The sequence below is a fragment of the Paenibacillus sp. 7541 genome, assembly GCF_002276395.1.
In the GTDB taxonomy this organism is placed as follows: Bacteria; Bacillota; Bacilli; order Paenibacillales; family Paenibacillaceae; genus Paenibacillus_AQ; species Paenibacillus_AQ campinasensis.
In genome coordinates, this window is the sequence record NZ_NQLZ01000023.1 from 1 (window position 1) to 14543 (window position 14543).

The 14543-nt window shown below is 47.7% G+C and carries 16 protein-coding genes; 12 read left to right on the top strand and 4 right to left on the bottom strand.

Annotated features, from left to right (window positions below):
• From CHH75_RS14475 to CHH75_RS14505, 7 genes are all read left to right on the top strand, one after another.
• Positions 1-219: hypothetical protein (locus CHH75_RS14475; RefSeq protein ID WP_217989078.1), on the top strand; the 219-nt coding region annotated here is incomplete at its 5' end.
• 67 nt (positions 220-286) lie between these two features.
• Positions 287-538, top strand: coding sequence for a hemolysin XhlA family protein (locus tag CHH75_RS14480; RefSeq protein ID WP_255223036.1), 252 nt, complete (start codon positions 287-289; stop codon positions 536-538).
• A 9-nt stretch (positions 539-547) separates the two neighbouring features.
• Entirely contained in the window at positions 548-832 is a 285-nt protein-coding gene (locus tag CHH75_RS14485; protein ID WP_095398524.1) for a phage holin family protein, read from the top strand.
• On the top strand, positions 813-1541 hold the full coding sequence (locus CHH75_RS14490; protein ID WP_095398525.1) for an N-acetylmuramoyl-L-alanine amidase family protein: 729 nt from the start codon (positions 813-815) through the stop codon (positions 1539-1541). The genes CHH75_RS14485 and CHH75_RS14490 overlap by 20 nt, the downstream gene beginning before the upstream one ends.
• Before the next feature lie 400 nt (positions 1542-1941).
• Positions 1942-2301, top strand: a complete 360-nt coding sequence (locus tag CHH75_RS14495; RefSeq protein ID WP_141235849.1) for a hypothetical protein — start codon at positions 1942-1944, stop codon at positions 2299-2301.
• 4 nt (positions 2302-2305) lie between these two features.
• Positions 2306-2767 carry a hypothetical protein gene (locus CHH75_RS14500; RefSeq protein ID WP_095398527.1) on the top strand — a complete coding sequence of 154 codons (462 nt, stop codon included), beginning with the start codon at positions 2306-2308 and terminating at the stop codon, positions 2765-2767.
• Between the two features lie 2 nt (positions 2768-2769).
• Complete coding sequence (locus tag CHH75_RS14505; protein WP_095398528.1) at positions 2770-3333, top strand: hypothetical protein; 564 nt, start codon at positions 2770-2772, stop codon at positions 3331-3333.
• Between the two features lie 149 nt (positions 3334-3482).
• Here the strand turns inward: CHH75_RS14505 and CHH75_RS14510 are convergent, their stop codons facing one another.
• Both CHH75_RS14510 and CHH75_RS14515 read right to left on the bottom strand, forming a co-directional pair.
• A complete protein-coding gene (locus CHH75_RS14510) occupies positions 3483-4271 on the bottom strand; it encodes an ATP-dependent DNA ligase (protein WP_369680149.1) in 789 nt (262 codons plus the stop codon).
• Positions 4272-4686: 415 nt separating this feature from the next.
• Positions 4687-5748: a hypothetical protein gene (locus CHH75_RS14515; protein WP_095398529.1), complete on the bottom strand. Its 1062-nt coding sequence runs from the start codon at positions 5746-5748 to the stop codon at positions 4687-4689.
• Between the two features lie 270 nt (positions 5749-6018).
• Between CHH75_RS14515 and CHH75_RS14520 the strand changes: the two genes are divergently transcribed.
• Entirely contained in the window at positions 6019-6249 is a 231-nt protein-coding gene (locus tag CHH75_RS14520) for a hypothetical protein (RefSeq protein ID WP_255223037.1), read from the top strand.
• A gap of 1068 nt (positions 6250-7317) precedes the next feature.
• Complete coding sequence (locus tag CHH75_RS14530) at positions 7318-7776, top strand: SAM-dependent methyltransferase (protein ID WP_095265912.1); 459 nt, start codon at positions 7318-7320, stop codon at positions 7774-7776.
• A 104-nt stretch (positions 7777-7880) separates the two neighbouring features.
• Here the strand turns inward: CHH75_RS14530 and CHH75_RS25320 are convergent, their stop codons facing one another.
• Together CHH75_RS25320 and CHH75_RS14535 are read right to left on the bottom strand one after the other, a co-directional pair.
• Positions 7881-8003: a hypothetical protein gene (locus CHH75_RS25320; RefSeq protein ID WP_255223038.1), complete on the bottom strand. Its 123-nt coding sequence runs from the start codon at positions 8001-8003 to the stop codon at positions 7881-7883.
• A 161-nt stretch (positions 8004-8164) separates the two neighbouring features.
• Positions 8165-8623, bottom strand: a complete 459-nt coding sequence (locus tag CHH75_RS14535) for a DinB family protein (RefSeq protein WP_095265913.1) — start codon at positions 8621-8623, stop codon at positions 8165-8167.
• A gap of 312 nt (positions 8624-8935) precedes the next feature.
• Between CHH75_RS14535 and CHH75_RS14540 the strand changes: the two genes are divergently transcribed.
• From CHH75_RS14540 to CHH75_RS14550, 3 genes are all read left to right on the top strand, one after another.
• Positions 8936-10681 carry an ABC transporter ATP-binding protein gene (locus tag CHH75_RS14540; RefSeq protein ID WP_095398590.1) on the top strand — a complete coding sequence of 582 codons (1746 nt, stop codon included), beginning with the start codon at positions 8936-8938 and terminating at the stop codon, positions 10679-10681.
• Positions 10678-12513 (top strand): ABC transporter ATP-binding protein, encoded by a 1836-nt coding sequence (locus CHH75_RS14545; RefSeq protein WP_095398531.1) that lies wholly within the window; start codon positions 10678-10680, stop codon positions 12511-12513. The genes CHH75_RS14540 and CHH75_RS14545 overlap by 4 nt, the downstream gene beginning before the upstream one ends.
• Before the next feature lie 387 nt (positions 12514-12900).
• Positions 12901-14475 carry a catalase gene (locus tag CHH75_RS14550; protein WP_095265915.1) on the top strand — a complete coding sequence of 525 codons (1575 nt, stop codon included), beginning with the start codon at positions 12901-12903 and terminating at the stop codon, positions 14473-14475.
• Positions 14476-14543: the final 68 nt, after the last annotated feature.

Genomic DNA, 14543 nt, shown 5'->3' on the forward strand with positions numbered 1-14543 from the left:
CGCCTTGAAAGGGGGTGCCCTATGGCAAGTATGACAAGAGTGGAACTGCTTATCGATCTGACGACTCCGGTTGAAGAAATTACAGCGGTGATTAACATCATGCTTCAAGCGCATCCGGACAAGCAGCTCGAAATCTTACAAGCAGTTGATCAAAATATCGGCGAGGCTCTTGCTACTTTGCAAGCGTCCGAACCAGAAACGGATCCAGTATCCGAATAATTTCATTTTACTGTCTGTTGTTTGCTGTGGAGTGGTCCACAGTTTTATTTGGATAGGGGGAAGGACGATGGTGGACAAAGTGCAATCTGAAATGCTTCAGCGCATTACAAGAGTCGAAACTGAAGTCGTCAGTATGAATGAGAAATTGGACAGAGCTTTAAACGTTAATGAAACGGCGGTGAAGGCATTATCATCTGCAAGCTCGGCACAAAAAAGACTCGACAAAATCGAAGATGCTCAGAAGTGGCTCTGGCGTACATTCGTCGGGGCTTTTGTTTTGGCCGCAGCCGCCTTTATTATTTCTGGCGGTCTCAAATAATGATTTTAAATGGACTGGAGTATGATTTTTGAACTGATTGATCCGCGACTGCTTATTGTAGTCGCCGCATGTTGGGTGCTTGGATACATCATCAAGCAGACGCCACGGGTGCCGGATTGGAGCATTGTGTATATTGTCCTGATCATCGCTGTTTGGCTGACAATCGGCCTGCTCGGGTGGTCGGTTGAGGCGCTGATCCAGGGCATACTCGCCGGGGCCTTTGCTGTATTTGGTCATCAGGCAGTGAAACAACCAGTGAAGGCGGTGAAGGATCATGAAGAAAGTATGGATTGACGGCGGGCACGGCGGTAAAGATCCTGGAGCAGTCGGGAACGGCTTAAAGGAAAAAGATATCGCCTTGAGGATATCCCAGGGCGTCAAACAACGACTCGAGGCCGAATACGAGGGCGTACAGGTGCAGCTCTCCAGGTCAACGGATGTATTCCTTGAGCTCAAGGAGCGGACCTATGCGGCCAACAAAGCCGGCGCGGATCTCCTGGTATCCATCCACTGCAATGCCGGCGGCGGGGAAGGGGGCTTCGAGTCTTTCAGGTACACGTCCGCATCGTCCGCCTCGCGATCTCTTTCTCTTCAAAATGTACTGCATACTGAAATCATGGCGGCGCTCAAGCCGTATAACGTTAGGGATCGTGGTCAAAAGGCAGCCAACCTGCACATGGTAAGGGAGTCAAAGATGCCTGCAGTCTTGACCGAGAACCTGTTCATTGACGTTGCTTCCGACGCGGCCAAGCTGAAGCGACAGGATGTCATTGATGCATTGATCACTGGCCATGTCGTTGGGATCGCTAAGTATCTGGGACTCAAACAGAAGGAGGGAAAGTCGATGGACAAAGAAAGAGATATCAACGTTGTCAGCCCTTGGGCAGCGTCTGCATGGGAGGCTGCCACCAAACAAGGGTATTTTGACGGGAGCCGCCCGGGGGCGGCTATAACTCGTGAAGAAATGGCGGTTGTAATCATGCGGATGGAAAGCAAAAAGTAATTTGAGTTACTGAAGAAATCTGTAAAAACGACCCTGCTGGATTAGATTGGCAAGGTCGTTTTTTCTTCCGAAAACCATCCGAAAACCATCCGAAAACCATCCGAAAACCATCCGAAATAACCTCTTCATGGTGGTTAGATTGATCTAAAATATATTTAAATCAAACAAATGTTCGGCAGGAAACTGCAATGCTTCCGAAGAAGATATTTTAAGGCGAAAAAAATACTTGTTTTTTCTATCCATTTTAGATATATTATAAAAGTTTGTTGAAAAGTAACTACATACGGTTATAATAAGGATATCAATTATAGTGAGAAATCGCATTATAACTAGAGAGGTCACTATGACGAAAAATTTACCGAAATTAAGGTATGTTATGGTTATTGAGGATGCAACTGTGATGACCACAAAAAATGATCCAAGGTTAATGTTGGTTCAACCAGTTTTGAATTTTACTGTTCCTTTTGTGCCCACCCAATTAAGTTTCAGCATAGCTACGGCTATTTCTCATTTTGATCGAGGGGAAAAATACCACATCGCTCTTTTTGTTAAGAATAGTAAAAGCGAAAAGTATTTGACTTCTACGACATGGGAGGTTCATGAGATGGGGCCGGAACGTGACATACCATTAGCCGGGGTTGTAATTACTAACATCAAAAACATGCTGATCGAAAATGAAGGCGAGTATGTAATAGAAATTTTCGCTGATAATCAAAAGATTGGCGAGGATTATTTTGGGGTTTATAGAGTGGAGGGGTGATCTTATGCCAGCTTTAGAGGAAATGGTCTTTTCTGGGAATAGAAGAGCTGACATTTTTACTGAAAGAAAAGATGTTCTTCCTAGAGCGTTGAAAATCGGCCTAGGAGCAGCTATCTTCTTTTCCCCTGTTGTACAAGCCCAAGGGAATTCCTCGCAAATAAATGTCGTAAGTGCTGTTAACACTGCGTATAATGTACGGACGACAGTTTACACTAATAAAGAATTTAGTGATGATTCGGAGGCGATTCTTAATATGACAAATGAACGCCAGAATACCGTTACTGTCCAGATACGTAATGCAGGAGTTAAAAGCCACGCATTGGTTATTCCTGAAGACGATTTTTACGAAGATGATGATGTTATTGAGTTGATCCCTTCAACGTCTAAGTCAGTCACTGTTAATGCCATCATTCATCGCTCCAGTTACGGTAAGAATAATACTCTCGATTTTAAGGATGAGGTATAGATATGAGCGGATGGTTTGATTTTGTTCCTCCAGGAAGCATGCTTCAACAGGGTGATATTCTTTATGAATGCCCTGTTTTTTTTCCGAATCCAGATATTGATTATCGAACCCTATCTGACCCTGCATCAGTTGAGTTTAAACTCGAGTATACGGACGTTATCGTCATGACTCAATCATGTGACATTCAACAAGGTTCGCCTGAACTAAGTATTCTACTTTGCCCTATAGTAGGGATTGAGCAAATTAAGAAGGAAGGGCATCTTGGGAATTTGGTAAACGATAAAATTGGCTACTTACATTTACTTAATAAACATGAGTCCGGTAACAACTTGATAGACTATAAGATAGTTGATTTTAGACATGTTTTTACAATTCCTCTTGGTGTCCTGAATAATTGGAAAATATCTAAAGGGACGGAAATCCCTCGTTTACGAGCCCCATATGCGGAGCTCATGGCCCAGCGTTTCGCTATAAAACTAATGAGAATTGGAACTGATGATAATTTGAAAGTAGATTTATCTGAGCTAAAGGCGAGATGGGCTACTCTAAGATCTGTTCCCTCCTAGAATGATGAAAAAAAGCTCCTTGGTTATATAAAGGAGCTTTTTATTGTTTAGCGAACCGCTGCACATTGATAATTGTACTAAATACTAGCCGATAAACCCTGTAAGTACTGGCGTCCGGAGTCTACCGGACTTTGTCCAATTCCGGAACTTCACCCGCCCATACAACTTCGGATCCAAGAAGACAAACTTTTATCCTCGCCTGTTACAAACTCCCGACTCTTCAAATAAAACTCACTTTTGGTCATTTGTGTTACATACTCCACAATTCCAGCTGGCCGGAGCCGACCAGACTCATCAAGGACAGCTGTAAGCAATCCAAATTCGTCTTTACGATACCCTGTGATCATCACGTCGGTATATGACCAGTTGATTACCTTTTGCCAGTCTGACGATCGCCGGCTCACGTAAAGACTGTTTTTTCGCTTGCCGACCATTCCTTCAAGTTTCCGAGACACCATCTGTTCAAACAAAGCCTCGCCTGCGCCTTCCACAAAAGGAATAATACCAAAATGGTGGTTCGGCATTTTTATGCCGGCAAGGATCTCTTTACGGTGCATCAGAGGCAATTTCCGAAGATCCTGCCCTTTGTATCGCAGGATATCAAAAACGACATATGTCACGGGCGATATGCCCATGAGCTGCCGGATGCGCTGATCCTTCTTGGTCTGGAACCGAGCCATAACTTCCTCAAAGTCCACCAGCCCCGTATCCGAATCGGTACAAGCCACTTCACCGTCCAGAAGGATATCATCTTCAAACGGCGTCAGGAGCTCAGGGTATTGCCGTGTACAGTCCGTCTCATGCCGGGTATATAACCGGATCCGATCACCCACCTGAGAGAACAGGAGGCGGTGACCGTCAATTTTGGGCTCATAGATGTAATGCGGATCGGAATACGGTCTAAGGGGCGGTCGCAAGTAGCATGGTTCGATGAACATAAAACACCTCTTTACCGAATTATAGCGCTTGGCATACGGCAAGGAGATGGTAAATGTCGGCAAAACTTTATTAAGCACAGACCTAAGCCTGATGTATACTTCAGCCCCTTATTTTTGAGGCTTCATCTTATTCACATTAAATTACTGTTGAATATTACCAAAATAATATGCATAATATGAGTATTGAATAAGGAGGTGTCAAAAGTGAAGAGGAAAAATGAAGTGAGAAGAAAAAATAATCTCCTCCATTTCATATCTAAACTTGGCACCTACATGTTTTTATATGGTTCTATACACTTGTTACTTCAACTAACAGTCGGACAGATACCAGTGATTAAAAGTGCAATTATAACTGATGGAGTACCTGTCACTCTTCCAATATTTATAGTGGTTACTATCTTAATAATCTTCAAATTCATTCGGATTTCTTCTCCGTATCAGAAAAATCGTTAATCATCTCTTCATTTGAAGGGGGTTTTTCATTCGGAAACTGTAATGCTAATTTATCCTTCAAGTAAGAAAGATCATGCTCCAATCTAAGTTTTTCTAATTCGTGTTGTTGATCTAATTTTTTCATCTTTAATTCATGACGTTGTTGGCTAATTTTATCAAAGTATCCCTTAACACCATCTGTTTTTATTTTTTGTCCAAGAATTGAAAAATCAACACCAAAAATTACACCGATAAGTCCACCCGCAATAAGCATAAGAAGCCAATGATTAGTTAACAATTCTATAGTTCCTGGTGATTGAACATTTATTTTTAACTTAATATCATCATATGTGTATTTAACATCTGAAATACCCATTTCATTTACAATGTCGATTGACTTATTAATTCCGTCAATCAAATCCCTAAACTCTTCTAGTGATAAATTATCTTCTGTTTTTACATCAATTATGTAGTGAGTATTATCACCTTTAATATAAAAATCATGAATTGTTCTGTCGATAAATGAACCATATTGGTCAGCGTTACTAATTGTGTTGTGAGGTCTTACCATTGGATACAGTCTTGGGTCCATTTGGTTTCTGCTAACTTCTTTTACCCAATCCACTTTTCGGCGTTTTTGAAATAAGCAGGTATCGTTTTCTTCCTCTTTTTTAGTATAAACTTCTGATTTAATTATACCGAAGGCGATTGTGTTTGAACTTATTCCAGGAATCATTACCACATCGTTGATAGACATCTGGTTATAGAATCTCTCAATTTGATTGTATATTTTTCCTGGTTTTGTTACATCATACAAATTTAAGATGAATTCATAGGCTTTTTTTCTCTCTAAAGATAGTAATTCCTGTACATTATCAATTTCATTGTAACCTATAGCTATGAAGTTATTATGAAAAAAATCGCTATAGTATTGACCACCTTCTGTTCTTAAGAACCAGTATCTTCTGTTTTCTGGAATTTGAACAACTGGTAAATTAAATTCTTCAATCAATGAGCGAATTTCCTGTTCCATTTCATTCTCCATTCGTTCCTCATCGGTTGAGGGATTTGCTGTAAAGTTTAGTCGAAATCATTCTACTACAAAAGTCTCCTTTTGGCGATATGTGGAAGTCTAAGGACCCTACCGAGTCTTCATGGTAGGGTCTTTGATATAATATATTTTCTTTATCATTCGATAGGCTCATTTGAGGGTTCTCTAATCGATGCAAGGTTATTTCCTTCTCTTTACATTGATTAACGAATTAATGTTCGTATACAATACAAACAAACATTCTTGTTTCGGAGGCGAACAGCGATGAATAAATACGTTGGGAATGTTGTGGAAATCATTTACATGGATCGCAAAGGGAGAATAACTCATCGTAAGATTGAGGTGCTTGCTGTTAAAGATGGGCGGATACGTGCGAAGATGCTTGCAGAGTGGGGGACCGAGATTGTTCCTGGCGGAGAATATCTTGGCCGTGCAGCCGGCGGGAGGAAGTCGCTATGCTTCCTGACCGGGAACGGAAGCTGCTCCGGATCCTGATCAATTATCCCAGTCCACTACATCAAACGCGCATGCCGAACTGGGATCGGTTAGAGACTATGACTGGACGAAGTCAGCAGGAGATAAGAGCGTCGCTCAACTATTTGGAGGAGCATGGTTATATTATCTGGCCGGATAAGTCCACGACTAAAGAGATCCAAATCATCAAAATTGACGTTCTAAAAAAGTCGCGGCCGAAACAGAAGAATACAGAATACTGGACCAGGTATTAATGCATGGAATAACCTGCAGCCTCTTGCTGGCGGGTTTTGCTCTTCTAACAGAACTTCTAAAAAAACTTCTAACGTCCACGAAATATTTCAAGAACCTTAAACGTACCTAGACGCATAAACACCAATAATTTAAAAACTACGGGAACCCTGAAAAACCTTGCCGAAACCTACGGTGTCGCACTCGTAATGCGTAGGTCGGGGGTTCAATTCCCTTCACCAGCATTGTACGTTAATACCGCGCAAAGTCAGCGTTGAATGTACTGTTAGGGTTGTCGGTAGGGCTACGCACTCCCCGCCATAAAACGGACGAACGTCGGTGCTAATTTGCGTCAAAATACGGAGCCTTCTACGAATAACGTAGAAGGTTTTTTATTATGGGGACAGACCCGCGTGAAGGGTTCTTTTTCGTTTTATGCTCAGAGGAAGTATAGTAAAATATAGCCATTATCTAAACTGTTCACTGTGCGAGACGGAGAATCCTCTGCCAAGTTTATAGGATTTCTTAACGGCATCTTTATACAACTCCCACTGTAATATCAGAAATGTGAATTCTACGGAAAATAGCATGGGATGGGAGACTACGGTATCATCACGCAGCGTGTACGTTTAAATATGCGGAGTAAAATCTGCGGTCGATTACATGTATTGGGGAACTTTTGAATATGATTCGGCTCAATTCTGCCTAAATGGTCACATTGTATGTGATTATATTTACCAATCGTATCCACCCCCAAATAGAACCTCAATTCATGTTATAATCTGGAAGAGTCGGATCCCCGATTCTTTTTCCATGTATCATGATAGTAAATGCTAAGTGACTGAAGGAGGACGCGTGATGTTTGAAATGCAGCCGATTGGAACGGTCTACAATGAAAGAAAAGCGGTAGAGGATGATCACTGGGGAAATATCATTTCCGAGATCAAACTTGATGATCATTGGGAGGAAAGCTGTCTGGATGGCATTGAAAGCTTTAGCCATTTGGAAATTTTCTATAGGTTTCATCTTGTGAAAGACGAAAGCATTCAATACACGGCCAGACATCCGAGGAATAACGAAAGTTTCCCCAAGGTGGGCATCTTCGCACAACGTGGCAAGAACCGTCCTAACAAGCTGGGGGCAACGATGGTGGAAGTGGTCAGAAGAGAAGGGCGCTCGGTGTTCGTGAAGGGGCTTGACGCGATTGACGGCACCCCGGTTGTGGACATCAAGCCTGTGATGAAGGAGTTTCTTCCGAAGGGCGACATTAGACAGCCGGACTGGGCTACCGAAATTATGAAACGCTACTGGGAGTAACCACAGGGATATAGCAGGGTGCGACATTACTCTGAGCATGACAGTAAAAAAAGTGACCGCTACAGCTACAGAGCTTTAGCGCGATCACTTTTTTTGCTGATGCCTCATTTCAGCAGCTTCATAATCCACCGCGGTATATAGGTTACCGCTTCTAAAATGATGGTGGTGTAATCGCCCCATCGTTCCACCCACGCTCTGTTAAACTTTCTCCAGTTCCACTTCATCATCTCATCCCCTTGCTTTGAATTGGATGCAGCAGGTTCGTAGAAGATTGACATTATTCTATTCATATCCATACGTAGATTCAAATAGAAGGTGGCGGAAAAAAGACCGCTTCGTCCTCACCCAGCCTGAAGAAATGTTTACGACTTACAGCACTGCTATACAGCTAGAACAGTGGACCGCCAAAGCCATTTAACCGGGCGATGAGGCCGATTTGACCGATGTGATACGTCTCATGGTCATAGATATGATGGAAGATCCAGCGCATCGTTGGCGGGGATGGCGGCTGCCATCCATCTGAGTAAGTCGGCAGGGGGAGGACGGGATCGGATTCGCTGAACTTGAGTGAGTCAAGCACACGATCGGTTCGATGCCGGATATCGATATAGGCTTGAAGCAGCTGCTCGGGGGTGTCCAGTTTTCCGGGTAGCGTTAACTCCCCTTGCAGCCCAATGACATGAATCCAATCGTCCTCGCTGCGAGCGATATGTTCGATGATCCATGCAATGGAGTTCGGATGGTCGCGATGCACCGCATACCATTGGTCCTCGCTGAGCAGCTGCAAATAAGGAATAAGCACTTTACGAGCATCGTTGCGATAAGGAAAGAAACTTGAAAGGTTCATCTTTAGTCTCCTGGGAATATGATTTGAGTCTCATTCTATCAAATGAACACGGCAAAGTCACATAGCAAGATCACTTCTACAAAACCGAACGTATGTGCTATAATGAATGGAAACCACTGGGGGGCGGTATGCCCTCCGCTCGGTAAAGGCTTCAACAGTCTCGCTTTAGCTGGAGCATCGATCGGAGAAAATGTTCATAATTATTTTTTACCTATTCAATGTTACCGGCTATCGTGTAGACTGATCATAATTTCGGCTTTATGACAACAAGGAGAGCCGGCACTATTTTGCATACATATGGGGGTGGGCGATATGCCCAAACAAGAGAAGCTGTCGATGTCATGGCTGCTTCGGTATTTAAAGCCGGTTAAGGGCAGGCTGACGATCCTGCTCATTCTGCTGCTGTCCTCCACCGGACTTCAGCTGATTCATCCGCAGATTATTCAACGCTTTATCGATTCGGCTGTCGGCGGGGATGGGATGCCCATCCTGCTTCGTCTTGCGGGCCTGTTCTTGATAGTGGCGGTGGTGAACCAGCTGATCACGGTAGCGGTCAGCTATCTCGGCAACGACGTATCGTGGCGGGCAACGAACCGGCTTCGCGGTGATTTGCTCAGGCACTGCCTGAAGCTGGATATGCGGTTTCACAACGTGAAAACGCCAGGGGAAATGATTGAACGGGTTGACGGAGATGTTACGAATATTTCGAACTTTTTTGCGATGTTTATTGTTCAGGTCATCGGAAGCTTTGTGCTGCTTGCAGGCATCCTAGGCTTCATGTTTACCGTTAATGTGCCGATCGCCCTGGTGATGACGGTATTCACACTTGCGGCGGTGCTGTTCATGATGTTTATCCGCAATCTGGGAGTGCAGTCCTCGAAGTCGGAGCGCGAGGCGAGCGCTTCACTCTTCGGGCTGATCGAGGAGCGCATTGCCGGAATTGAGGATGTTCAGGCCAACGGCCATGTGCCGTATGTGATGAATCGATTTCATCGCCTGATGCGTACGGTATTTCTGCGAGGGCGCAAAGCGTGGATGCTGCGTGTGGTGCCGTGGAATACAACCGTCGTGCTGTTTGCGCTGTCGGTGACGGCCGTGCTACTGCTCGGGGTGCACAACTACATTATTGGAGAACTCACGCTGGGCACCTTGTTTCTGATCTACCAATACACCCAGATGCTGAATGATCCGATTGAGATGCTTGGCGATCAGGTTCAGGAGTTCCAGAAGGCGAAGTCGGGCATGCTTCGTTCCAGAGAGCTGCTGGCGAATCGGAGCGAGATTGTGGACGGGGAGCTGGATGAGCTGCCGGAGGGTCCACTTGGCCTGGAGTTTGAAGGAGTTCACTTCCGTTATAACGAGGATAAACCGGTTCTGCAGGACGTTACGTTCGCTGTGAAGCCGGGTGAGCGCCTGGGCATTATCGGGCGCACAGGCAGCGGCAAGTCAAGCCTCAGCCGGGTGCTGCTTCGTCTGTATAACATCGATCGCGGAGTCATTCGGGTCGGCGGAACGGATATCACGAAGCTGAAACTTCCTGCCCTGTATAAACGGGTGGGGATGGTGACGCAGGACGTGCAGCTGTTTGATGGGACACTGCGCGACAATCTGACGCTGTTTAACAGCGACATTCCGGATGCGTATATATTGGAAACGACAGAGCAGCTTGGCCTGCGTCACTGGATTGACGAACAGCCCGAGGGCTTGGATACTCATCTGGCGGCGGGCGGCGCCTCGCTGTCTGCCGGGGAAGCGCAGCTGTTCGCCTTGACCCGGGTCTTTCTGACCCAGCCGAGTCTGGTCATTCTGGATGAGCCGTCATCCCGGCTGGATGCAGCTACGGAAAGCGTGCTTCAGGAAGCGGTGGAGCGATTGCTGAGCCAGTGCACAGGGATCGTGATTGCCCACCGTCTTGCGACACTGGAGCAAGTGGACAAAATTATGGTGCTTGGCGATGGGCGAATTCTCGAATTCGGTGACCGCAAGGCGCTTGCGAATAACCCGGATTCACATTATGCCAGATTGCTGGCCAGTGGAAGAGAGGAGGAGCTTGCATGACGGTTGCCGGTTTTATCGGCCGTTTATTTCGGTTTCGGCCGCTGTTGTTTCTGATCAACGGCGTGCTGTGGTGCATATTCCATTCCCTGCCGCTGGCGATCGGCCTCGGGATGCAGTGGTTTTTCGACCGAGTCGCGGCGAGCACAGATACGACGCCATACATGTGGCTGGCTGTGCCGCTGATTATGATCGCTGCTGTGAGGCTAGTACGGGTCGGTGCGTTTTTTGCGGCGTTCTATAAATGGGTGACCTATATCTATCATATCCAGGCCATTCTGAGAACGAATATGCTGGCCGGCATTATGCGCTGGCCGGGACGCAACCTGCCGGCTTCGCCGGGGGAAGCGATGAGTCGGTTCCGCGATGATGTCGAGGAAGTGGTAGAGTATGTGGAATCATGGGTGGATTTCTGGGGGCGGTTCGTGTTTGCGGTCGTGTCCGTGATCATTATGGCTAATATTAACTGGCAGATTATGCTCGTGTCCGTTCTGCCACTCGTCATTGTTACAATGCTGAACAATCTGTCCGGCAACCGGGCGCGGCGTTATGGGCAGATGAACCGGGAAGCGACGGGGCGGATCACCAGCTTCATCGCGGAAACATTCGGTGCGGTACAGGCGCTGAAGCTGGGTCAGGCGGAGGATCGGGTACATGACCGTTTTGCCAAGCTGAACGAAGACCGGCGGCAGGCGGCCCTCAAGGACAATCTGTTCAAGCAGTGGATGAGGTCGCTCAATCAGCATGTGATTGCCATCTCTACGGGACTTATCCTGCTGATGTGCGCATCCGAAATGCAGGCCGGGCGGTTTAGTGTCGGGGATTTCGCACTGTTCACGACCTATCTGGCCAACATCGGGTTCAGTATCTCGCTGTTCGGTTACATGGTGTTTCAGCACAAGCGGCTCAAGGTGTCGTTTGACCGGATGCGGAAGCTGTTCCGGCCTGGCGAAGAGGACATGATCATGGAATTCAGGGAGACCTATCTGTCCAAGGAGCCGCCGCAGCCTGCGGTTTCCGTCAGGGAGCCACAGGACCGACTGCAAAGTCTGGAGGTCAGCGGACTGTCCTACCGCTACCCGGGATCGGATAACGGGATTACCGATATCAGCTTCCAGCTGGAGCGGGGCAAGTTCCTCGTAGTAACCGGGCGCATCGGCTCAGGCAAGTCGACGCTCGTGCGGACCTTACTCGGCTTGCTGCCGAAGCAGGAGGGCTCCATTCGCTGGAACGGACATGAGGTGGATCCGGCGAGGTTCCTGATGCCGCCGAGAGCGGCTTATACTCCGCAGGTTCCGCGTCTATTCAGCGATACGCTCAGAGAGAACATTGTGCAAGGGAAACAGGGCGATGCAGAAGCGGAGCTTGCACGCTCGATCCGCCTGTCCGTCATGGATAAGGATATTCGCGATCTGGACCGGGGGCTTGAGACGTTTGTCGGGCCGAGGGGCGTTATGCTGTCAGGCGGACAGATCCAGCGGTCGGCGACAGCGCGGATGCTGATGACAGGCGCAGACTTGTACATTTTCGATGATCTGTCCAGCGCGCTGGATGTGGAGACAGAGCAGCAGGTGTGGGAAGGGCTGTTTCGGGAGCAGGACGTCACCTGTATTGCCGTATCCCACCGCCGGGCGGCATTGTCCAAGGCGGATCATATCATCGTCCTGAAGGACGGCCGGATCGAAGCGGAAGGCAGCCTGAATGAGCTCCTTGCCTCAAGCGAGGAGATGCGGCTGCTGTGGGACGGCGAGCTGTCGGACGAGAAGACGTCCGGTGAAAGCACGCCTGGTGTCCCGGACGCGCAAGATCCAGGCAAGGTGAAAGTGAATAGCTAAGTGAATCATTATGTGAATTATGAACGGCACCATATCCTATCATCATCAGTATATGACGGATCTAGCGGCCTTTCCCCGAGCCCGGGGGAAGGCCGCTTTTTAGATATGACAGGAGGTGATAATCCAAGTCAGAAGTATACCGGTTCGGAAGGGCGTTCTCTTCCGCCTCGAGATAGCCCCCGATCACTCCTGCTTAGGCAGAAAGGGTCGGGGCTTTTTTAGCTGCTGGTGGTTGATCCAAGCCTCCCTGTCCTTCGTGTTTATGGGCTGCCATCAACGATTGTCATGGGAAGGTTTAAATTTCGGACAATTAGTGTACTACTTGTAGTATAGATGCTAATAAACATAATCTAACAATCGAATCCCAAATGAGAGGAGCATTTTCACGTGGATGGTAACAAACCAAAGCAGGATGAGGACAATCTGACATTAACCACGAGACAGGGCCATCCGGTACGGGATAATCAAAATATCCGGACCGTTGGCAATCGGGGCCCAAGCACGCTGGAGAACTATCACTTTCTGGAGAAGATGTCGCACTTTGATCGCGAGCGTATTCCAGAGCGGGTGGTCCATGCGCGGGGCGCGGGTGCTCATGGCGTGTTTACCGCCTATGGTAAGGTAGGGGACGAACCGGTCTCCAAATACACACGTGCAAAGCTGTTCCAGGAGGCGGGCAAGGAAACGCCTGTTTTTGTGCGTTTTTCGACCGTAATTCATGGGGGGCATTCCCCGGAAACACTGCGTGATCCTCGCGGATTTGCTACCAAATTTTATACGGAGGACGGAAACTGGGATCTGGTTGGCAACAACCTGAAGATTTTCTTTATCCGTGATCCGCTCAAATTTCCGGATATGGTGCATGCCTTTAAACCGGACCCGATTACGAATGTTCAGGATATGCAGCGCTTCTTCGATTTTGTTTCAATGAGCCCGGAAGCGACCCATATGATTACCTTCCTGTTCTCGCCATGGGGGATTCCGGCCAACTATCGGCAGATGCAGGGTTCCGGCGTCAACACTTACAAATGGGTCAATGCGGAAGGTAAGGCCGTGCTGGTGAAATACCACTGGGAGCCGCTCAAGCAGGGCATCAAAAACCTGACTCAGGCCGAGGCGAATGAGATTCAGGCGAAGAGCTTCAATCATGCTACGCTTGATCTTTATGAAGCGATTGAGCGCGGCGACTATCCGGAATGGGAGCTGTGCGTTCAGATTATGGAGGACGGAGAGCATCCGGAGCTGGATTTTGACCCGCTGGATGACACGAAGCTGTGGCCAACGGACAAGTTTCCGTTCCTGCCAGTCGGCAAGATGACGCTCAACCGCAACCCCGAGGACTACTTCACGGAGGTGGAACAGTCTGCGTTCGGTACGGGCGTATTGGTGGACGGTCTGGACTTCTCGGATGACAAAATGCTGCAGGGCCGCACATTCTCCTACTCGGATACACAGCGTTACCGGGTAGGCGCCAACTATTTGCAGCTGCCGATCAATGCGCCGAAGACGCATGTGGCCACGAACCAAAGCGGTGGACAGATGCAGTATAAGGTCGATCGCGCGCCAGGCCAGAACCCGCATGTCAACTATGAGCCGTCTTCTATGGGCGGGCTTCAGGAGGCGCCTAAGCCAGGCAAAGACCATGAGCCGGAATATAACGCCAGACTTGTGCGTGAGCCGATTGACCGTCAGAACAACTTCGGTCAGGCGGGTGAGACGTATCGCTCCTTCGAGCCATGGGAGCAGGATGAGCTGATTGCGAACCTGGTGGATGCGCTCAGCCAGTGCAAGCAGGATATTCGCGAGCGGATGATTTCCTACTTTACCCAGGCCGATCCGGAATACGGACGCCGTGTAAAGGAAGGCCTGGAGAACGTGGGCGATATCGAAAGCGGCCAGATCGACCCGCAGCAGGGTGTCGATCTGTCGCATGAGAAAGGCAAGGAAGCTGATCCGTATTAAGCATCGGCTTAAATGAAGCGTGAACCGGTACCGGTGATCATACCAACCCCGCCGTCAGGGATATTCCC